Here is an 18,403-nt window from a genome sequence, read left to right as displayed (position 1 = left end):
TCTCTGCCGGACTCCGAGCCGCGCCGGACGGCTGCGGGACCAACGACAGCCAGCCCCGGGCACCGCGCTTCACACCGCTCATCCCGCGAGCGTAGAACCCGCTCTCAATCGATCTTGAAGTGGAGAGACAGGCACTGAACGCTGAAGGCGACACCGGATGCGTCGGCGTCGAAGGCGGCGGTCGGTACGCCGACGGGGCCGGCGTTTCAGCAGCGTCGTGGCGGCGACGTGGTTCCTATGCGACTCGGGTCTTGAACATTGCTCGATATGCCTGGGGTGTGGTGCTGAGCCGGTGCCCGAAGTGGTGGCGCAGGGTGGCGGCGCTGCCGAAACCGGCGTGGACGGCGATCGCGTCGATGCCCAGACTCGACTCCTCCAGGAGGCGGCGGGCGAGGAGAACCCGCTGGTTGGTGAGCCAGTCGTGCGGGGTGGCCCCGGTCTCGGCCCGGAACTTGCGCGCGAAGGTGCGGGGAGCCATGTGTGCCTGCGCCGCCATGGTGTCCACCGTGTGCGGTTGGTCGAGGCTTGCCATGACCGTGGTCAGTACCGGTTGCAGGGTGTCGCACTGGATCGGCTGCAGCGGCGTCTCGACGAACTGGGCCTGGCCGCCGTCGCGGTGTGGTGGCACCACCATGCGCCGGGCGATCTGGGTGGCCACGGCCGAGCCCTGTTCCTCTCGGATGAGGTGCAGGCCACAGTCGACGGCCGCGGCGGTGCCGGCACTGGTGAGGATGGTGCCGTCGGCGACGTATAGGACGTCGGGGTCGACCTTGGCGGCCGGGAACCGCGCGGCGAGACGGTCGGTGTGTCGCCAGTGGGTGGTGCAGCGGCGCCCGTCGAGTAGGCCGGCGTCGCCGAGCGCGAACGCGCCCGTGCACACGCTCATCACCCACGCGCCGCGGGCGTGGGCCCGGCGCAGCGTCTCGAGGACCTCCTCCGGGGGGCCGGCGTCGGTGTCGTTGGGGATTACCGCGACCAGGTCGGCGTCCTCGGCGGGGGTCAGGTCGTGGCTGGGGGAGATCGAGAACCCGGCATGCGTCTGTACGGGGCGCCCGCCCACGCTGCACACCGAGAACTCGTACGCCGGCAGTCCCTCGCCCGTCCGGTCGTAGCCGAACAGTTCACACAGGACGCCGAGTTCGAAGACGGCGACCGGCGGGAGGGCGATGACGGCTACCTTGCGCAACATGCCGCCAGCCTACCCAACCGTGGCAGGATGTTGAAGATGTATGGCATCTCTGCCACTGTCCGTCCGCTGTCGCCGGGTGCAGACTGGGTACCAAGCAACCCGGTGCGCACCGGCTTCACCAGATTCGCCGGACAAGGGTGTGTTTGTCATGGAACTCGGAATGCTGCTGTTCTTCCTGCTCGTCGTTCTGCTCTCGGCCACCGGACTGACCGCGGACTCGCGTGACAGCGCCGACTGGAAGCCGACCACCGACGGCCTCCGGGCCGCCCGTCACTGATGGCCGCGCCGCGTTGGCGCGTTCAGTCTGTGCGGCGCTGGTCCACGACTCGCCTCATCTTTCCCACGGATCGCTCCACGCCGTCCGGTTCGATCACCTCGATCGCCACGCTGACCCCGATCGTGTTCTTCACCAGGGCCGCCAGGTCGCGACCGGCCTCCCGCGCCGCTTGTGGTTGCGCGTCCGGGCGACGTTCCACCCGGACCGTCATCGCGTCGAGCCGGCCGTCACGGGTCAGGACGCATTGGAAGTGCGGGGCGAGCGCGGGCGTACGCAGGATCAGCTCTTCGATCTGGGTGGGGAAGAGGTTGACGCCGCGCAGGATGATCATGTCGTCGGTGCGGCCGGTGATCTTCTCGATGCGGCGCATCGGACGGGCGGTGCCGGGCAGCAGCCGGGTCAGGTCGCGGGTGCGGTAACGGATGACCGGCATGGCCTGCCTGGTCAGCGATGTGAAGACGAGCTCGCCCACCTCGCCGTCGGGCAGCACCTCGCCGGTCCGCGGGTCGATGATCTCCGGATAGAAGTGGTCCTCCCAGACGTGCAGACCGTCCTTCGTCTCCACGCACTCCGTCGCCACTCCGGGTCCCATCACCTCCGAGAGGCCGTAGATGTCGACCGCGTGGATGTCGAGCTGCTGTTCGATCTCCGTGCGCAGGTCATCGGTCCAGGGTTCGGCGCCGAAGATGCCGACGGCCAGGGAGGTGCTCCGGGGGTCCACTCCCTGGCGGCGCATCTCGTCCACGATGGCCAGCATGTAACTGGGCGTCACCATGATGATGTCCGGCTGGAAGTCCTCGATCAGCATGACCTGGCGCTCCGTCATGCCGCCGGACACCGGAATGACCGTGCATCCGAGCTCTTCCGCGCCGTAGTGGGCGCCGAGCCCGCCGGTGAACAGGCCGTACCCGTAGGCGACGTGTACGCGATCGCCGGCGCGCCCGCCCGACGCCCTGATGGAGCGGGCCATCAGGCGTGCCCAGGTCCCGATGTCCTCCTTCGTGTAGCCGACCACCGTCGGTCGCCCGGTCGTGCCCGAGGAGGCGTGCAGCCGCGAGATCCGTTCTCGCGGCACGGCGAACATGCCGAACGGATAGTTGCCGCGCAGAGCCTCTTTGTCGGTGAACGGGAACGCCGCGAGATCACTCAACTCGCGCAGGTCGTCGGGGTGAACGTGACGCTCCTCGAACGTCCTGCGGTAGTGCGGCACATTGTCGTAGGCGTGCCGCACCGACCACCGCAGGCGCGACAACTGGAGCGCGCGCAGTTCGTCGATGGAGGCGCGCTCGATCGGTTCGAGGTCCTCGGGACGAGGGGAGCGGTCCTGCATCGTCTCTCCTAACGAAACCTCACTGTCTCGTGCGCAGCCCGTCGAAGGCGAGCGCGGTGACCGTGGCGGCCAGCTCGTCAGCGCCGCCGCGCTGCGGGCTGTACCACTCGATGAGCGAGTTGACCATGCCGAAGACCAGGCGGGACGCGGTCGCCGGATCCACGTCGGCGCGGACCGTCCCTTCGGTCTGCGCCTGCTTGACCAGCGCGGTGACCTGGTGGTCGAAGAGTCTTCGGCGTCGCAGGGCCTCCGTCTCGACGTCGGAGTTGCCGTGGACGCGCAGGAGCAGGGTGACGTAGGGAAGGCGCTGCGCCAGCACGTGCACACTGAGCCGGATCAGCGACTCGAGGCGTTCGAGCGCGGTCGCCTCGTGCAAGCGCTGGGCCTGGGCCATGGCCTCGTCGAGCCCGTCGAGGGCGTGATCGACCGCGAGCCGCAAAAGCTCTTGCTTGCCGCGTACGTGATGGTAAATGCTTGATTTTGTGATTTTGAGGCGTTTCGCCAGATCGTCCATGCTCGTCGCGTCGTAGCCGCGCTCGTTGAAGAGCTGGACGGCCGCGGTCAGCACGGCCTCGAGATCGTGCCCGGGGCGTCCCCGGCGGGCGCGGATCTCCTGGTCGATCAGCAGTCGGAAGGAATCCTCTGCCGTCATTGCGGCCGCCCGGGGCTTATCACTCGGCTGCGGCCGCGAAACTCCGCGATCACATCGCCCTCGCGGGTCACGGTGACGTCGTAGATGCCGCTGCGTCCGCTCGTGGCCCGCTCCCGCGCCCGGGCCTCCAGCACGTCGCCCTCGGCCGAGGGTCGCAGGAACGCGACGTCGGCCCCCGCGGAGACGGTGACCGGGCCTAGGCTGTTACATGCGCAGGCGAAGGCGGTGTCAGCCAGCAGGAACACAAACCCGCCGTGGGTCATGCCGTGGCCGTTCACCATCGCTGCGGTGACCTTCATCCGTACGATCGCAGCGCCGTCACCTGCGGAAACGAGCTCGATCCCGAGTGCCTGGGATGCCTTGTCACGCCCGAACATCTCGTGCGCCGCCGTCTGTGCCATCCGTCCCTCCCATGGCGCAGCCCTCCGATCTCGGCTGAGGGCTTGATTACCGACCGAACGGACGGTAGATAATAAGCACACCCAACCGCAAAGGAGCGCCGGTGACAACCCCCGCCGAGTTCTACGAGACGCACCGTGAGCTGCTCGACAAGGCGATCGAGGCCGCCGGCGCTCGCGACTACTGGTCGGCCTATCCCGAGTCGCCGAGCAAGTCGATCTACGGCGAGACCGCGGCCGCCGATGGTGAGCGGGCGTTCCAGGCCCTGCTCGGCAAGGACTTCCCGATCGAGGTGCCCGGCGCGACCACTCACGTCGCGACGGAGCGCTCGCCCTACGGGATCGAGCTGGGCATCCGTTACCCCAAGGCCGAGCCGGGCGAGCTGGTCGCCGCCGCCCGCGCGGCGCTGCCCGGCTGGCGGGCGGTCGGCCCGCAAGGGCGCGCCGGGATCGCCGCCGAGATCCTCCGGCGGATCAACGCGCGCATCTTCGAAATGGCGCACGCGGTGCAGCACACCTCCGGTCAGGCGTTCGTCATGGCGTTCCAGGCCGGTGGCGCCCACGCCCAGGACCGCGCCCTGGAGGCCATCGCGGTCGCGCTGGCCGAGTCGACCCGGATCCCCGGCGTCACCACGTGGTCCAAGCCGCAGCGCGGCGGCGATCCGCTGCTCCTGGAGAAGACCAGCACCGTCGTCGGCCGCGGCGTGGCGCTGATGATCGGGTGCAACACATTCCCGACCTGGAACGGCTACCCGGGCCTGTTCGCGAGCCTCGTCACCGGCAACCCGGTCATCGTCAAGCCCCACCCGGGCGCGGTGCTGCCGCTCGCCATCACCGTGCAGATCGCCCGCGAGGTGCTCGCCGAGGCCGGTCAGGACCCCAACGTGGTCACGCTCGCCGTCGAGGAGCCCGGCGACGGCATCGCCGCCACCCTGGCGACCCACCGCGACGTGCGCATCGTCGACTTCACCGGTTCCAGCGAGTTCGGCAACTGGCTCGAGGCCAACGCCCGCCAGGCGGTCGTCTATACCGAGAAGGCCGGCCTCAACACGGTCATCGTCGACTCCACCGACGACTACAAGGCCATGCTGCGCAACCTGGCCTTCTCGCTGTCGCTCTACAGCGGCCAGATGTGCACCACCCCGCAGAACCTGCTCGTGCCCGCCGGCGGCATCGAGACCGACGCCGGTCACCGCAGCCCCGACGAGTTCGCCGCGGACCTCGGTGCCTCGCTCGGCAAGCTGCTCGGCGACCCGAAGCGGGCCGCCGGCACCCTCGGCGCCATCGTCAACGACGGCGTGCTCGCCCGGCTCGCCGAGGCCGGATCGCTGCCCACCGTCGCGCACGCCTCCACCGAGATCGCCGACGAGCAGTTCCCGGGCGCGACCATCCGCACGCCTTTGATCGCGCGCCTGGACGCCGCCGACGAGAAGGCGTACACCCGGGAGTGGTTCGGGCCGATCTCCTTCGTGATCACCACCGAGTCCACCGAGCACAGCCTGCGCCTGTTCACCGAGACGGTGCGCGACCACGGTGCTCTCACCGCCGCCGTCTACTCCACCTCCGCCGAGGTGCTCGCCGCGGCCCGTGAGGCCGCGCTCGACGCCGGCGTGCACCTGTCGCAGAACCTTCTCGGCGGGGTCTTCGTCAACCAGACCGCCGCGTTCAGCGACCTGCACGGCACCGCCGCCAACCCGGCCGCCACCGCGTCACTGAGCGACTCGGCCTTCGTGACCGGGCGGTTCTTCACCCTCCAGTCCCGCCACCACATCAGTGAGCCGAGCGATGCCTGAGGCATTTCTCGTCGGCGGCGTCCGCACGCCCCAGGGCAAGTACGGGGGCGCACTCTCCGGAGTGCGCCCCGACGACCTCGCCGCCCTGGTGGTGGGCGAGGCCGTGCGCCGCGCCGGTGCGCCCGCGGAGGCGATCGACGAGGTCGTGCTCGGCGCCGCCAACCAGGCCGGCGAGGACAACCGCAACGTCGCCCGCATGGCCGTGCTGCTGGCGGGTCTCCCGGAGACCGTGCCGGGCTACACGGTCAACCGGCTGTGCGCCAGCGGGTTGACCGCGATCGTCAACGCCTCCCGCGCGATCCGCAGCGGGGAAGCCGATCTCGTCGTCGCGGGCGGCGTCGAGTCGATGACCCGCTCGCCATGGGTGATGGCCAAGCCCGGCACCCCGTGGGCCCGGCCGGGGGCGATATTCGACACGTCGCTCGGCTGGCGGTTCACCAACCCGGCGTTCAGCGCGGAGCAGACGCTGTCCATGGGGGAGACCGCCGAGGAGGTCGCCGCCCTCGACGGCATCACCCGCGCGGACAGCGACGCCTTCGCGCTGCGCAGTCATGAGCGGGCCATCGTCGCGATCGACGCGGGCCGCTTCGACGCCGAGATCGTCCCCGTCCCGGTCAAGGACGGTGAGGTCACCAAGGACGAGGGCCCGCGCCGCGGCACCACGCTGGAGCGTCTCGGCACGCTCAAGCCGGTCTTCCGCAAGGACGGCATCGTCACCGCCGGCACCTCGTCGCCGCTGTCGGACGGCGCCGCCGCGGTCGTGGTCGCCAGCGGCGAAGCCGTCAAACGCTACGGCCTGACGCCACGCGCCCGCATAGTCGTCTCGGCCAGCGCGGGCGTGGCGCCGCACATCATGGGCATCGGTCCCGTGCCGGCCACCGAGAAGGCGCTCGCCCGGGCCGGCTGGAGCGTCGGCGACCTCGACGCCGTCGAGCTCAACGAGGCCTTCGCCGCGCAGTCACTGGCGGTCATCCGCCGGCTCAAGCTGGATGACGAGCGCGTCAACGCCGACGGCGGCGCGATCGCGCTCGGGCACCCGCTGGGCTGCTCCGGCGCCCGGCTCGCCGTCACGCTGCTCGGCCGCATGGAGCGCGAGGACGCCCGGCGTGGCCTCGCGACCCTCTGCGTCGGCGTCGGCCAGGGCGTGTCGATGCTGGTGGAGCGGGTCTGATGGCGGACACCCTGCGGGTCGAGGAGCTCGACGACCGGGTCGTCGTGACGCTGCACCGCCCCGAGGCGCGCAACGCGATCAACGCCGCCATGGTGGGGGAGTTGCACGAGGTGTGCGCCCTGATCGAGCAGCGTCCGCGGTTGCTGCTGCTCACCGGCGACGACGGCACCTTCGCCGCCGGCGCCGACATCGCCGAGCTGCGCGAGCGGGGCAGGGAGCAGGCGCTCCAGGGCATCAACAGCCGACTCTTCGACCGGATCGCCCGGCTGCCACTGCCGACGGTCGCGGTCGTCGACGGGTACGCGCTCGGCGGCGGTGCCGAGCTCGCGTACGCCTGCGACCTGCGCCTCGCCTCGCCCAGTGCCGTGTTCGGCAATCCCGAGCCGGGGCTGGGCATCCTCGCCGCGGCCGGCGCGTGCTGGCGGCTGCGTGAGCTGGTCGGCGCCTCGGTGGCCAAGCAGGTGCTGCTCGCCGGCCGGCGGCTGGACGCCGACGACGCCTACCGGCTCGGGCTGGTCGCCGAGGTCGTGCCGGCGGGCGACCTGCTCAAGCGGGCACACGCCCTGCTCGACCGGATGGCGCGGTCCGGGCCGCTGGCGTTGCGGCTCACCAAGCTCGTCGCCGACGCGCCGGGCGGGCACCCCGTCACCGACGATCTGGCGCAGGCGATCCTCTTCGAGTCCGAGGACAAGCGCTCGCGCATGGACGCCTTTCTGGCAGGGGAACGGCGATGAGTGACGGGGGAGCGGCGATGAGCAGCGTGCCGAAGCGGGTCGGGATCATCGGTGGTGGCCGCATGGGCGCGGGCATCGCCCAGGTCTTCGCCGCCGCCGGGGCCGTCGTGACCGTGGTGGAGCGCGACGAGACCGCCGCGACCGCCGCCCGCGAACGCGTCGCCACCGGACTGCGGCGGGCGGCCGAGCGCGGCAAGCTCGACGAAGAGCCCGCGGCCGTCCTGGAGCGGGTCGAGGTGGCCGGCGAGCTGTCGGCCGACGCCGAGTTGGTGGTCGAGGCCGTCCCCGAGGACGCGGGGCTGAAGGCCGGTGTGCTCATGGCCGCCGAGTCGGTGGTCGGCGAGCAGGCCGTCCTCGCCACCAACACCAGCTCGCTGTCGATCGCCGGGCTCGCGGAGGGTCTGCGCCGGCCCGAGCGGTTCGTCGGCATGCACTTCTTCAACCCCGTGCCGGCCAGCGACCTCGTCGAGATCGTCGTCGGGCCGCGGACCGCCGACGCCGTCCGGGACGCCGCGTCGTCGTGGGCGGCCGCCCTGGGCAAGACCGCGATCGTCGTCCGTGACTCGCCGGGCTTCGCGACCAGCCGCCTCGGCGTGCTGCTCGGGCTGGAGGCGATCCGCATGCTCGAGGAGGGCGTGGCCGACGCGGCGTCGATCGACCGGGCGATGGAGCTCGGCTACCGGCACCCGATGGGACCGCTGCGCTCCACCGACCTCGTCGGGCTCGACGTGCGCCTCGCCATCGCCGAGCACCTGCACCGCGAGCTGGGCGACCGGTTCGCGCCGCCCCGGCTGCTGCGCGAGAAGGTGGCCCGGGGCGAACTGGGTCGCAAGAGCGGCCAGGGCTTCTACGAATGGGCGTCCGCGCCGTCTGGGGAGGGCCGATGAACGAAGAGCAGGTCTTTACCGACACCATCGCGAAGGATCAGCGGATCGAGCCGCGCGACTGGATGCCGGACGGCTACCGCAAGACGATGATCCGTCAGATCGCCCAGCACGCGCACTCCGAGATCATCGGCATGCAGCCAGAGGGCGAGTGGATCACGCGCGCGCCGTCGCTGCGCCGCAAGGCGATCCTGCTGGCCAAGGTGCAGGACGAGGCCGGGCACGGGCTCTACCTGTATTCGGCGGCCGAGACGCTCGGCGCGGACCGCGGCGACCTGACCCGGCGACTCATCGAGGGCCGGCAGAAGTACTCGTCGATCTTCAACTATCCGACGCTGTCGTTCGCCGACGTCGGCGTCATCGGCTGGCTCGTGGACGGCGCCGCCATCTGCAACCAGGTGCCGTTGTGCCGCAGCTCGTACGGGCCGTACGGACGCGCGATGATCCGCATCTGCAAGGAGGAGTCGTTCCATCAGCGGCAGGGCTACGAACTGCTGATGACCATGATGGGCGGCACCCCGGCGCAGCGCGAGATGGTGCAGGACTCGGTGAACCGCTGGTGGTGGCCGTCGCTGATGATGTTCGGTCCGCCTGACGACCAGTCGCCGAACTCGGCGCAGTCCATGGCGTGGAAGATCAAGCGGCACAGCAACGACGAGCTGCGGCAGCGGTTCGTCGACATGAGTGTGCCGCAGGCGGAGGCGCTCGGCGTCACGCTGCCCGACCCGGAGCTCACGTGGAACGCCGACCGTGGCCACTACGACTTCGGCACCCCGGACTGGGACGAGCTGAAGCGGGTGATCTCCGGAGACGGGCCCTGCAACTCCCTGCGGATCGAGAACCGCCGCCGGGCCGACGAGGACGGCGCCTGGGTGCGCGAGGCAGCCGCGGCGCACGCCGCGAAGAAGGCGGGAGTGGCGGCATGAGCGACGACGTCAAGCACGAGTGGCCGCTGTTCGAGGTGTTCGTCCGGGCCAAGCGCGGTCTGAACCACGTCCACGTCGGTTCGTTGCGTGCCGCCGACCACCAGATGGCGCTGCACCACGCGCGCGACCTCTACACCCGGCGGAACGAGGGCGTGAGCATCTGGGTGGTGCGTTCCGACGACGTGGCCGCCTCCGGCCCCGGCGACAAGGACGCGTTCTTCGCGCCGAGCGGCGACAAGATGTACCGCCACCCGACGTACTACGCGATCCCCGACTCCGTACCGCACATCTGAGGCGATCACTATGTCCTTCGACGCCGCCTACGAGGCGCTGACCGACCACGATGACGATGCGCGGTGGGCGTACGGCACCGGATTCACCGACCCGCTCGCCGGCGTCGACACCGCCGTGCCGGCGGGCGTGGACCGGGCCGAGCTGGCGGCATACTGCCTGATGCTCGGCGACGACGCGCTGATCATGTCGCACCGGCTCCAGCAGTGGGTGACGAGAGCGCCGGAGCTCGAGGACGAACTGGCGATCGCCAACATCGGCCTCGACCTGCTCGGCCAGGCCCGACTCCTGCTGTCCCGCGCCGCCGAGGTCGAGGACGCGGGCCGCGACGAGGACGCGCTCGCCTACCTGCGCGACGAGGCGGAGTTCCGCAACGTACGGCTGACCGAGCGCGCGGACGCCGACTTCGCGCATCTCGTCGCCCGGCTGCTCGCCTTCGCGACCTGGCGCCTCGCGCTGCTCGACCGGCTGACCGCCTCGACGGATCCGGTCCTCGCCGCGATCGCCGCCAAGGGTGTCAAGGAGGTCACGTACCACCGTGACTACGCCGCCCAGTGGGTGGTCCGCCTGGGCGACGGCACCGCCCTGTCCCACGACCGCATGCAGGCGGCCATGGACGCGGTGACGCCGCTGGCGCAGGAGCTGTTCGGCGCGCACGAGGCCGAGCTGAGCCTGGCCGCGGCGGGCGTCGCGGTGGACCCGGCGACGCTGCGGCAGGAGTTCGACGGCGTCTGGGCGCAGGTCCTCGAGGCCGCGACGCTGCGCCCCTCACCGGGCCCCGGCGCTCCGACCCCCGGCGCTCCGACCCCCGGCGCTCCGGCTTCGGACAGTGCCGCCGGGGTTTCCGGTTCCGGCGGGCGCCATGGTGTGCACAGTCCGGCCATGGCCGAGATCCTCGCCGAGATGCAGGGACTGGCGCGGACACTGCCCGGAGGTGTCTGGTGATCGGCGCCGGTGCGTCCGTGCGGACCGCCGCTGACGTCGCCGCCGGGGTCGGCGACCCCGAGCTGCCGATGCTGACCCTGGCCGACCTGGGGATTCTGCGTGACGTCCGGGAGACCCCGGACGGCGTCGTCGTGACGATCACGCCCACATACTCCGGGTGTCCGGCGATGCAGACCATCCGCGACGACCTCACCGAGGCGTTGCGGGAGGCGGGATTCGCCCGGGTCGAGGTGCGTACCGTGCTGACCCCGGCCTGGACCACCGACTGGATCACCGAGGCCGGCCGCGCCAAGCTCGCCGACGCCGGGATCTCGCCGCCCGGGCCGGCGCCGCGCCGGGCGGCGGGGCCGGTGCCGCTGAACCTCGGGACGACCCGGCGGGCGATTCCGTGCCCCCGGTGCGGCACCCCGGAGACCGAGGAGATCGCCGCTTTCAGCGCGACCGCGTGCCGGTCGTTGCGGCGGTGCCCGGCCTGCCGTGAGCCGTTCGAGCACGTGAAGGAGATCTGACGTGGTGGTCCGCGAGTTCTATCCGTTGCGGGTCGCCGCGGTGGAACGGCTTTGTGACGATGCCGTCGCGGTCACCTTCGACGTGCCCGAGGAGCTCGCCGAGCGGTACACGTTCCGGCCCGGGCAGTCCGTCACGGTGCGGCACGGCAGTAACGGTACCGACGAGCGTCGTACCTATTCGATCTGTGCTCCGGCCGGGGCCCGGCCCCGGATCGGCGTGCGGGAAGTGCCCGGCGGTCTGGTGTCCTCCTGGCTCGTGCGGGAGGTGCGAGTCGGAGACGAGGTCGAGGTCGCCCCGCCCACCGGAACCTTCACGCCGGACCTCGACGCCGGCGGACGCCACGTGCTCATCGCGGCCGGTTCGGGCATCACACCCCTGCTGTCCATCGCCGCGTCCCTGCTCCAGCGGCCGGGTGCCCAGGTCAGCATTCTGTACGGCAACCGGCGCGCGGACTCGGTCATGTTCGCCGAGGAACTCGCCGACCTGAAGGACGTGTACCCGTCGCGGCTCGAACTGGTGCACCTGCTCTCCCGCGAGGCCCGCGAGGTCGAGCTGCTCACGGGCCGGCTCGACGCCGAGAAGCTCCGCACCCTGCTGCCGCTGCTGATCGACGTGCCGGCCGTGGACCACTGGTGGCTGTGCGGCCCGTTCGGCATGGTCACCGACGCGACCGAGGTACTCGGCGAGGCCGGCGTGGCCCCGGAGCGGATCCACCGCGAACTCTTCTGGGTCGACGAGGCGCCGCCCGAGCCACTGCGCGCCGAACGCGAACCCACCGGCCCGAGCAGCGAGGTCACCGTCGTCCTCGACGGCCGCTCGACGACCGCGACCATCCCCGAGGGCCAGACCATTCTCGAGGGTGCCCAGCGGTCCCGCCCCGACCTGCCCTTCGCCTGCAAGGGCGGCGTCTGCGGCACGTGCCGGGCCCGGGTCGTCGAGGGCGAGGTGAAGATGCGCCGCAACTTCGCGCTCGAGCCGCACGAGGTCGAGGCGGGCTTCGTGCTGACGTGCCAGTCGGTGCCCCTCTCGCCCAAGGCCATCGTCGACTTCGACGACTGACACCCGGAGCCCACCACAGCCCCGCCGGGGATGCGATCCCGACGGGCGGCCGGTGGCGGGCAGCGGGCGGCGGCGGGCGGCGGCGGGCGGCGGGCGGCGGGCGGCGGCGGGCAGCGGCAGCGGGCAGCGGCAGCGGGCAGCGGCAGCGGGCGGCGACAGCGGGCGCTGCTGGACCGACTTCTCCTTCCGGCGGACACCGAAGGCCTCACCCAGCTGCGGACGGTCCTGCGCATGGGTGCCAAGAATCACCGCGACAACCCAGGGTGGTGGATCGCGTAGTTCCCCCTGCACGAGGCACGGAGGACCGCCTGCGTCGGCGGCGACGAAGACTTCAGCCTGGCAGGCGGCCGAGGGCGCTTCAGTCTGGCAGGCGGCTGAGGGCGCGCTTCAGTCTGGCAGGCGGCTGAGGGCGCGCTTCAGTCTGGCAGGCGGCCGAGGACGAAGATCTGGCTCTCCGGTGGACCGCCGGCCGGGGTGAACTCGACGGTGTCGATGCTGACGACCTCGAAGCCGGCCTCCGTGACGCGTTCGGCGAGAGCGTCTTGCGGATAGCCGGAGACGACGACCGGCACGCCCATGAACTCGACGGGGAGGCTGTCGGCGTCCAGGTTGACCATGCCGAGGCCGAGGTAGCCGCCCGGCTCGAGCCAGCCCGCGATCCGGGCCAGGGTCTTCTCGATGTCGGCCCGGCTGAGCATGAGCAGCGAGAAGAAGGCGGTCACGGCGCCGAACGGGCCGAGGTCGTCGGGGAGTTCGCGCAGGTCGGTTCGGATGAACTCGGCCGCTGGGACCTGGTCGCGGGCGAGGCGCAGCATTCCTTCGGCGATGTCCACGCCGACGACCCGGTGGCCGGATTCGGTGAAGATCTTGGCGGTGGGTACGCCGGTGCCGCAGCCCAGGTCGAGGATCGCGGCGGCCGCGGGTACCAGGGAGTTGATTTTCTCGATGAGCGCGGCTTGGTGTGGGTTGTGGCTGTGCTCGCCCTGGTAGAGCTCGGCGAGCTGGTCGAAGACCTCCATGGGCGCAACCTACCGGGTCAGCCGGAGGAGATCCATTGTCTCGATGTCCTCTTCGGACGCGCCGTCCGGTGGCGGGCGTCGGCGAAACGGTGCTGGCGGCCGTCCTTCGACGACTTACCCGGGGTCGGTGGAACGGTCCGGGCCGCCTTCAATCACCCGTACGGGTTACGGCGAACGGTCCGGGCCGTCTGTCGACGACCCGGACCGTCTCGTCCGTGCTTGCGCCTCAGTCCTGGCGGGCCTCCGCCCGGCGGCGCCGGGTGGCGGCCAGTGCCGCCAGGCCTCCGAGGATCAGGACCGCGCCGCCGAGGGCGATCGTTGTCACGTTCGCGCCGGTGAGGGCGAGGCGGTCGCTGTCGTCGTTCGACGCTTGAACGTCGGCGACCTCGGTGTCCTGTGCGGCCGCGGGCTCGTCCGGGGCGCCGGTGTCCTCTTCGCCTGCGGCGGCGGCCGCCTGCGTCGACTTGATCGGCTTCGGGTTGGCCTTGCCGCCCGCGACGTTCTGCGCCGCCGGCTTCGAGTCGCTCTCTTCGTCTTCGTCCTGGGCCGGCGCCGCCGGCTTCGTGACCGTCTTGGCGGGCTTCGGTGCGGTGGTCTTGCCCCCGTTGTTGCCGGTCTTGGGCGGGATGGTCACGGTCGGGGCCTTGGGCGGGGTGGTGCCCGCGTCGGTCTTCGGCGTGGCGGGCGTCGTCGGCGTGCCGGGGTTGGCCGTGCCGTCCCCGCCACCGTTCTGTCCGTCGCCCTGGTCGGCGTTGCCGCCCTGGTCGCCGCCGTTGTCGGCCGGAGGCGTCGACTGGTCGTCGTCGCCGCCCTGGTTGCCGCCGTTGTCGCCGCCGCCGTTGTTGTCGCCCTGGTTGCCGCCGTCGCCCTGGTCGCCGCCGTTGTCGCCGCCCTGGTTGCCGCCGTTGTCGCCGGCGCCCTGGACGGTGAGGCGGACCGCGTCGATCGCCGGGGTCTGGTTGGCGCGCTGCATCATCGGGACGCGGTGCGAGCCGTCACCGGCCCATGACGCGCACTGGGCGGTGCCCGCCTGCGGCATACCCGGCACCTGGATCGTCACCGTGTCCGGCTGCGCGCCGCCCCGCTTGTCCTCGGTGGCCACGAAGAACGCCGGCACCGGGGACGGGTCGACCGCGGCGGAGGTGCTCTCCAGCATGCGGCACGCGGTGTGGAAGTGGCCGCGGACCAGGCCTTCGGCGGTGAGGACCGAGCTTTCCACGTAGTAGCCGCCCTGCCCGGCCGCCAGGAAGCGGTCGCGGACCAGGTTGCGGGTGCTCACCTTGAGGGTGAACGGCTGGCCGACCTGGACCTGCTTCGGGAACTCGGTGATCAGCAGCGTGGGGTTCTTCGCCGCGTCGCCGACCTCGCCGAACTCGGTCGAGATGCAGCGGTCGCCCTTCTGGAAGCCGTCGTGCGGTTGCAGCCGGCTGTCCGCGCAGGTGTCGGTGGTGATCTCGAGGCCGTTGACGGTCTTCTTGACGGTGTTGCCGTCCTGACAGTCGGCGGCCGGCACCGGCGCCTTGGCCTGCTCGCCCTTGGCGAGTTGGCCGTCGCCCTTGTGCTGGACGTCGCCGTCCTTGTCGGTGTAGGTGCCGACCTTGGGGTCTGTCGCCGCCTTCGTGCCCGACGGTGCCGGCGCGCCGGCGGCGGGTGCGCATGCCGCCAACTTGTTCTCGTCGGCGTTCGAGATCTGGGTGATGCCGATGACACCACCGAACGCGACGAGGACCGCCACGGCGGCGATGACACGACGGTCGGGGGCCCGGCGGGTAGCGGCCCGGCGGTATGACGACCTTCGCATGGGTGATACCTCTTCTGTAGTCTCGCGCTCATCGTCAGCGACCGTTCGCAGATCTACCGACGCCGTTTCCGGTCCCCTTCTGAGCTGGCCCCCAGACGGTAAGAGTCCGAGGTCGAGAAAGCCATTTGCCGCCATATTCTTGAGGCACTCTTATGGACGAATTAAAGAAGAAATATGTGAGCCTCTCAGAACCGGTGGCATCGTCCGTTCGGTTGATGCCGGGGGGTTCAACGCCGAGGCAAATTTTTCTTCGAATAGTGCCCAGAGCCTGGCCAGCGGGCGGTGGGTAAGTAAGGTCTCAGGAAACGTCGCGATCAGGAAGCGCCGGAAGGATCGTCGGGAATGGCCGGTCGTGCGGGCCACCAGAAGCGGTCGCCGAGCAGGGTCGCCAATGCGGGCACCAGCAGGGTTCGCACCAGCAATGTGTCGAGGAGTACGCCCAACCCGACGATCACGCCGATCTGCGTCAGCGTGATGATCGGCAGGACGCCCAGCACCGCGAACACCGCCGCCAGCAGGACGCCCGCGCTGGTGATCACGGCTCCGGTCGCGGCGAGGGCGTGGATCATGCCGGCTCGCGTACCCCGGTGGGCGGCTTCCTCGCGGGCCCTGGTGACCAGGAAGATGTTGTAGTCGACGCCGAGGGCGACCAGGAAGAGGAACGCGTACAGCGGCACCTGGTTGTCGAGGCCCGGGTAGTCCAGGACCTGGCGGAACAGCCAGGAACCGGCGCCCAGCGCGGCCGCGAAGCTGGCGATGACCGTGCCGATCAGCAGCAGTGCGGCGACCGCCGCGCGCAGCAGGACGCCGAGGACCAGCAGCACGACCAGCAGGATGGCCGGGACGATCACCGTCAGGTCGCGGCGGGAGGCGTCACGGTTGTCGAGATCGATGGCCACGCTGCCGCCGACCAGCGCCTCGCCGCCCGGGACGGCGTGGACGGCGCTGCGCAGCGTACGGATGGCTTGATAGCTCTCCGGGGTTGCCGGCGCGGCCGTGAGCACCGCGTCGATCCGGACCACCGACGGGGTTCGCTCGGCGACGCGGGCCTGGGCGATTCCCGGCGTCGCGGTCACCGCCGCGAGCACCTTCTCGGCGTGGGCGGGGGCGGCCAGGACCACGGCCGGTTCCGCGGCGCCGGCGGGGAAGGAGCGGCTGAGCGTTTCCAGGCCGTCGACCGACTCGGCCTTGACGCGGAACTGTTCGGTCTGCGACAGGCCCAGGGTCGTGCCGCCGATGCCCGCCGACAGGACGCCGAGGACGACGACGGACACGACGGTGACCAGTCCCGGGCGGCCGGCCACCGCCGTTCCCACCCGGGACCAGAGGCCGTGCGTGAGCGACTCGCCGGCGCGGGGGACGAAGGGCCAGAACAGCCGGCGACCGCAGACCACGAGCGCCGGTGGCAGCACGACCAGGGTGAACAGGGCCGCTGTGCCGATGCCCAGGGCGGCGGTCACGCCGAGGGCGACCGTGTCTCCGAGGCTCGCCAACAGCAGCGTGAGCAGGCTCAGCACCACCGTCGCCGCGCTGGCCGCCACCGCGGGGCCCGCGCCGCGGAGCGCCTGCCGCATCGCCTCGCGGCGGTCCTCGTGGCGGTGCAGTTCCTCCCGGTAGCGGGAGATCAGCAGCAGGGCGTAGTCGGTGCCGGCGCCGAAGACCAGGACGGTCACGATGCCCACGGTGGAGTCGCCGATCGTCAGGTCGGTGTGGCGCGACAGCAGCGCCACCATGCCGCTGCTGACCCGGTCGGCCAGGCCGACGACCGCGAGGGGTACGAGCCAGAGCACCGGACTGCGATACGTGATGAGCAGCAGCACCGCCACCACGACCACGGTGACGATCAGCAGCTGGGTGTTCGCGCCGGTGAAACTGTCGGCGATGTCGGCGGCGAATCCGGCGCCGCCGGTCACCTGCGCGGTCAGTCCGTCCGGCAGGTCCGCGCGCGCCGTCGTCCGCAGCGCCTTGATCCGCGAGATCAGCTCGTCCGCGGGCAGAGCGACCGGCAACGGTACGGCGAGCAGCGCCGCGTCCCGCCCCGAGGAGAAGACCGGCGGCGACGCGGCTCCCATGGCTTTGCCGTCCGCCGCGAGTTTCGCCGTGTCCGCCTCGGTCAGCGGCGCACCGCCACGGCTGTAGACGACCAGGGCCGAGCTGCTCTGCCCGGACGGCAGCCGCCGCTGCAGGGCGGCGACCCGGGTGGACTCCGCCGCCTCGGGCAACGCGGCGGTCGGATCGTTCGTGGCACGCAGGTCGCCGGCGCCACCGATGACCGCTCCCGTCGCGAGGACGGCCATGAGCAGCACCAGCCAGGCCGTCAGGCGACCGGTGAGCGTCCGCAGCAGCATCTTTCCTCCACCGTAAAGTATCTCGACAATCGAGATTCTCTCCGACGGGCGGGCGATCTGCAACACTGGTCGCGTGTACCGGGCGCGCGAGTCGGAGCGGGATCAGCTCCGCGAGGAGATCGTCACCCTGCTGCGGTCGTACAGTGTGGAGGCGCAGCAGGTGGGGCACGCGTTCGCGCAGCGGCACGGGCTGCACCCGACCGACCTGCAGGCGCTCATCGCGGTCATGCACGCCGAGGGGCGCGGCGATCCGCTGACCCCGGGACGGCTGGGGGAGGAGATCGGCCTTTCCTCGGGCGCGACGACCGCCGCGATCGACCGCCTGGAACGCGCCGGCCACCTGCGCCGCAGCCGGGAGAGTGCCGATCGGCGCGTCGTGCACCTGCGCTACGGCGAGCCCGGGATGGCGCTCGCGATGGCTTTCTTCGGCCCGCTCGGCGCGCGTACGGATGCCGTGATGGCCGACTTCGACGACGCGGACCTGGCCACGGTGCACCGGTTCCTCGCCGGAATGACCACGGCGTTGGCCGCCCACCGCCACGAGGTGCGCGCCGCGGACTAGTAGTCCGCGGCGATCACGTCGTCCACCGGTCGGCGTGGTGCGGGGTGCCGGCTTGGCCGTACCCGATCCGCAGCGCGATCTGCGGCATGCCGGAGACCTGGTCCACCGGGCGGTCCGTGTCGGTGCCGAGGACCGCCAGCAGCGGCTCCGGCTCGAAGTCGCGGCCCGCCGCCCGCCGCCGCTCGGAGTACGCCCGCTGCGGCGACAGATCCTGCGGCTCGGCGGGAGGCGCGCCCGCCGCCACCGGCACGCCGTCGGGTGCCGCGTCCGCGTGCGCCCAGCCGAAGAACCCCGTCTGGTAGGCGGGGTCGCGGCGCAGCACCCGGTCGGCGCCGCGCGCGATCTCGCCGAAGGCGTTCAGCGCGGTCGCGCCGACCAGCCGGTCCAGCCAGGCCGCCTCGGTGCGGGCGGCCTCGATCAGCCGTACCCGGATCTCCGACGGCACCGGCTCGGGCCAGAACGGCCTGCGGTTGCTGAACCACCGGGGAATCGCGGCCGCGAGGTCCGTCTCGGC

The 18,403-nt window shown here is 71.4% G+C and carries 19 protein-coding genes and 1 pseudogene; 12 read left to right on the top strand and 8 right to left on the bottom strand.

Going from position 1 to position 18,403, the window contains the following annotated elements:
- Nucleotides 1-235: 235 nt before the first annotated feature.
- Nucleotides 236-1,189: a helix-turn-helix domain-containing protein gene (locus AB0M36_RS28980; RefSeq protein ID WP_364163551.1), complete on the bottom strand. Its 954-nt coding sequence runs from the start codon at nt 1,187-1,189 to the stop codon at nt 236-238.
- A 148-nt stretch (nt 1,190-1,337) separates the two neighbouring features.
- Between AB0M36_RS28980 and AB0M36_RS28975 the strand changes: the two genes are divergently transcribed.
- Complete coding sequence (locus AB0M36_RS28975) at nt 1,338-1,466, top strand: hypothetical protein (protein ID WP_364163548.1); 129 nt, start codon at nt 1,338-1,340, stop codon at nt 1,464-1,466.
- Between the two features lie 22 nt (nt 1,467-1,488).
- On the opposite strand, the gene paaK is transcribed toward AB0M36_RS28975, so the two are convergent.
- Genes paaK through paaI form a run of 3 tightly spaced genes read right to left on the bottom strand, consistent with a single transcriptional unit; the run spans nt 1,489 to nt 3,849 of the window.
- On the bottom strand, nt 1,489-2,796 hold the full coding sequence (gene paaK / locus AB0M36_RS28970; protein WP_364163545.1) for a phenylacetate--CoA ligase PaaK: 1,308 nt from the start codon (nt 2,794-2,796) through the stop codon (nt 1,489-1,491).
- 19 nt (nt 2,797-2,815) lie between these two features.
- On the bottom strand, nt 2,816-3,448 hold the full coding sequence (locus AB0M36_RS28965; RefSeq protein WP_364163543.1) for a TetR/AcrR family transcriptional regulator: 633 nt from the start codon (nt 3,446-3,448) through the stop codon (nt 2,816-2,818).
- Nucleotides 3,445-3,849, bottom strand: coding sequence for a hydroxyphenylacetyl-CoA thioesterase PaaI (paaI, locus tag AB0M36_RS28960; protein WP_364163540.1), 405 nt, complete (start codon nt 3,847-3,849; stop codon nt 3,445-3,447). The genes AB0M36_RS28965 and paaI overlap by 4 nt, the downstream gene beginning before the upstream one ends.
- A gap of 101 nt (nt 3,850-3,950) precedes the next feature.
- Here paaI and paaN point away from each other — a divergent pair, with 101 nt between their 5' ends.
- The 10 genes from paaN to AB0M36_RS28910 are packed head-to-tail and all read left to right on the top strand — an operon-like array spanning nt 3,951 to nt 12,438.
- On the top strand, nt 3,951-5,639 hold the full coding sequence (gene paaN / locus AB0M36_RS28955; protein ID WP_364163537.1) for a phenylacetic acid degradation protein PaaN: 1,689 nt from the start codon (nt 3,951-3,953) through the stop codon (nt 5,637-5,639).
- Nucleotides 5,632-6,810, top strand: a complete 1,179-nt coding sequence (locus AB0M36_RS28950; protein WP_364163534.1) for a thiolase family protein — start codon at nt 5,632-5,634, stop codon at nt 6,808-6,810. Before paaN ends, AB0M36_RS28950 begins: the two co-directional genes overlap by 8 nt.
- A complete protein-coding gene (locus tag AB0M36_RS28945) occupies nt 6,810-7,544 on the top strand; it encodes an enoyl-CoA hydratase/isomerase family protein (protein WP_364163531.1) in 735 nt (244 codons plus the stop codon). Before AB0M36_RS28950 ends, AB0M36_RS28945 begins: the two co-directional genes overlap by 1 nt.
- 17 nt (nt 7,545-7,561) lie before the next feature.
- Nucleotides 7,562-8,431, top strand: a complete 870-nt coding sequence (locus AB0M36_RS28940; RefSeq protein ID WP_364163528.1) for a 3-hydroxyacyl-CoA dehydrogenase family protein — start codon at nt 7,562-7,564, stop codon at nt 8,429-8,431.
- Entirely contained in the window at nt 8,428-9,354 is a 927-nt protein-coding gene (gene paaA, locus AB0M36_RS28935) for a 1,2-phenylacetyl-CoA epoxidase subunit PaaA (protein WP_364163525.1), read from the top strand. The genes AB0M36_RS28940 and paaA overlap by 4 nt, the downstream gene beginning before the upstream one ends.
- On the top strand, nt 9,351-9,647 hold the full coding sequence (gene paaB, locus AB0M36_RS28930) for a 1,2-phenylacetyl-CoA epoxidase subunit PaaB (protein ID WP_071807074.1): 297 nt from the start codon (nt 9,351-9,353) through the stop codon (nt 9,645-9,647). Before paaA ends, paaB begins: the two co-directional genes overlap by 4 nt.
- A 10-nt stretch (nt 9,648-9,657) precedes the next feature.
- The gene (gene paaC, locus AB0M36_RS28925; RefSeq protein WP_364163522.1) at nt 9,658-10,590 is read left to right on the top strand and encodes a 1,2-phenylacetyl-CoA epoxidase subunit PaaC; all 933 of its coding nucleotides are present in this window, start codon (nt 9,658-9,660) and stop codon (nt 10,588-10,590) included.
- Between the two features lie 17 nt (nt 10,591-10,607).
- A complete protein-coding gene (gene paaD, locus AB0M36_RS28920) occupies nt 10,608-11,099 on the top strand; it encodes a 1,2-phenylacetyl-CoA epoxidase subunit PaaD (protein WP_364163519.1) in 492 nt (163 codons plus the stop codon).
- A gap of 1 nt (nt 11,100) precedes the next feature.
- Nucleotides 11,101-12,159, top strand: coding sequence for a 1,2-phenylacetyl-CoA epoxidase subunit PaaE (gene paaE / locus AB0M36_RS28915; RefSeq protein WP_364163516.1), 1,059 nt, complete (start codon nt 11,101-11,103; stop codon nt 12,157-12,159).
- Nucleotides 12,160-12,189: 30 nt separating this feature from the next.
- A complete protein-coding gene (locus tag AB0M36_RS28910) occupies nt 12,190-12,438 on the top strand; it encodes a hypothetical protein (protein ID WP_364163514.1) in 249 nt (82 codons plus the stop codon).
- A gap of 137 nt (nt 12,439-12,575) precedes the next feature.
- On the opposite strand, the gene AB0M36_RS28905 is transcribed toward AB0M36_RS28910, so the two are convergent.
- From AB0M36_RS28905 to AB0M36_RS28895, 3 genes are all read right to left on the bottom strand, one after another.
- The gene (locus AB0M36_RS28905) at nt 12,576-13,178 is read right to left on the bottom strand and encodes a methyltransferase domain-containing protein (RefSeq protein WP_364163511.1); all 603 of its coding nucleotides are present in this window, start codon (nt 13,176-13,178) and stop codon (nt 12,576-12,578) included.
- A 226-nt stretch (nt 13,179-13,404) separates the two neighbouring features.
- A complete protein-coding gene (locus AB0M36_RS28900; RefSeq protein WP_364163509.1) occupies nt 13,405-14,979 on the bottom strand; it encodes a hypothetical protein in 1,575 nt (524 codons plus the stop codon).
- 314 nt (nt 14,980-15,293) lie between these two features.
- Nucleotides 15,294-17,327: an MMPL family transporter gene (locus AB0M36_RS28895; protein ID WP_364163506.1), complete on the bottom strand. Its 2,034-nt coding sequence runs from the start codon at nt 17,325-17,327 to the stop codon at nt 15,294-15,296.
- A 73-nt stretch (nt 17,328-17,400) separates the two neighbouring features.
- On the opposite strand from AB0M36_RS28895, the gene AB0M36_RS28890 reads away from it, so the two are divergent.
- Nucleotides 17,401-17,889: a MarR family transcriptional regulator gene (locus tag AB0M36_RS28890; RefSeq protein ID WP_364163504.1), complete on the top strand. Its 489-nt coding sequence runs from the start codon at nt 17,401-17,403 to the stop codon at nt 17,887-17,889.
- Here the strand turns inward: AB0M36_RS28890 and AB0M36_RS28885 are convergent.
- A pseudogene (locus AB0M36_RS28885) lies at nt 17,886-18,391 on the bottom strand (nitroreductase); the annotation flags it as partial. The gene AB0M36_RS28890 and the pseudogene AB0M36_RS28885 overlap by 4 nt on opposite strands.
- Nucleotides 18,392-18,403: the final 12 nt, after the last annotated feature.

Origin of the sequence: Actinoplanes sp. NPDC051346, assembly GCF_040682215.1 — a bacterium.
Classification (GTDB): domain Bacteria; phylum Actinomycetota; class Actinomycetes; order Mycobacteriales; family Micromonosporaceae; genus Actinoplanes.
This window is presented reverse-complemented; position numbering and strand designations above follow the sequence as displayed.

What these genes read in the sequence shown, in the direction of transcription:
- AB0M36_RS28980 (WP_364163551.1), bottom strand. Translation starts at nt 1,189, where the DNA reads ATGTTGCGCAAGGTAGCCGTCATCGCCCTCCCGCCGGTCGCCGTCTTC.
- AB0M36_RS28975 (WP_364163548.1), top strand. Translation starts at nt 1,338, where the DNA reads ATGGAACTCGGAATGCTGCTGTTCTTCCTGCTCGTCGTTCTGCTCTCG.
- paaK (WP_364163545.1), bottom strand. Translation starts at nt 2,796, where the DNA reads ATGCAGGACCGCTCCCCTCGTCCCGAGGACCTCGAACCGATCGAGCGC.
- AB0M36_RS28965 (WP_364163543.1), bottom strand. Translation starts at nt 3,448, where the DNA reads ATGACGGCAGAGGATTCCTTCCGACTGCTGATCGACCAGGAGATCCGC.
- paaI (WP_364163540.1), bottom strand. Translation starts at nt 3,849, where the DNA reads ATGGCACAGACGGCGGCGCACGAGATGTTCGGGCGTGACAAGGCATCC.
- AB0M36_RS28950 (WP_364163534.1), top strand. Translation starts at nt 5,632, where the DNA reads ATGCCTGAGGCATTTCTCGTCGGCGGCGTCCGCACGCCCCAGGGCAAG.
- AB0M36_RS28945 (WP_364163531.1), top strand. Translation starts at nt 6,810, where the DNA reads ATGGCGGACACCCTGCGGGTCGAGGAGCTCGACGACCGGGTCGTCGTG.
- AB0M36_RS28940 (WP_364163528.1), top strand. Translation starts at nt 7,562, where the DNA reads ATGAGCAGCGTGCCGAAGCGGGTCGGGATCATCGGTGGTGGCCGCATG.
- paaA (WP_364163525.1), top strand. Translation starts at nt 8,428, where the DNA reads ATGAACGAAGAGCAGGTCTTTACCGACACCATCGCGAAGGATCAGCGG.
- paaB (WP_071807074.1), top strand. Translation starts at nt 9,351, where the DNA reads ATGAGCGACGACGTCAAGCACGAGTGGCCGCTGTTCGAGGTGTTCGTC.
- paaC (WP_364163522.1), top strand. Translation starts at nt 9,658, where the DNA reads ATGTCCTTCGACGCCGCCTACGAGGCGCTGACCGACCACGATGACGAT.
- AB0M36_RS28910 (WP_364163514.1), top strand. Translation starts at nt 12,190, where the DNA reads ATGCGATCCCGACGGGCGGCCGGTGGCGGGCAGCGGGCGGCGGCGGGC.
- AB0M36_RS28905 (WP_364163511.1), bottom strand. Translation starts at nt 13,178, where the DNA reads ATGGAGGTCTTCGACCAGCTCGCCGAGCTCTACCAGGGCGAGCACAGC.
- AB0M36_RS28900 (WP_364163509.1), bottom strand. Translation starts at nt 14,979, where the DNA reads ATGCGAAGGTCGTCATACCGCCGGGCCGCTACCCGCCGGGCCCCCGAC.
- AB0M36_RS28895 (WP_364163506.1), bottom strand. Translation starts at nt 17,327, where the DNA reads ATGCTGCTGCGGACGCTCACCGGTCGCCTGACGGCCTGGCTGGTGCTG.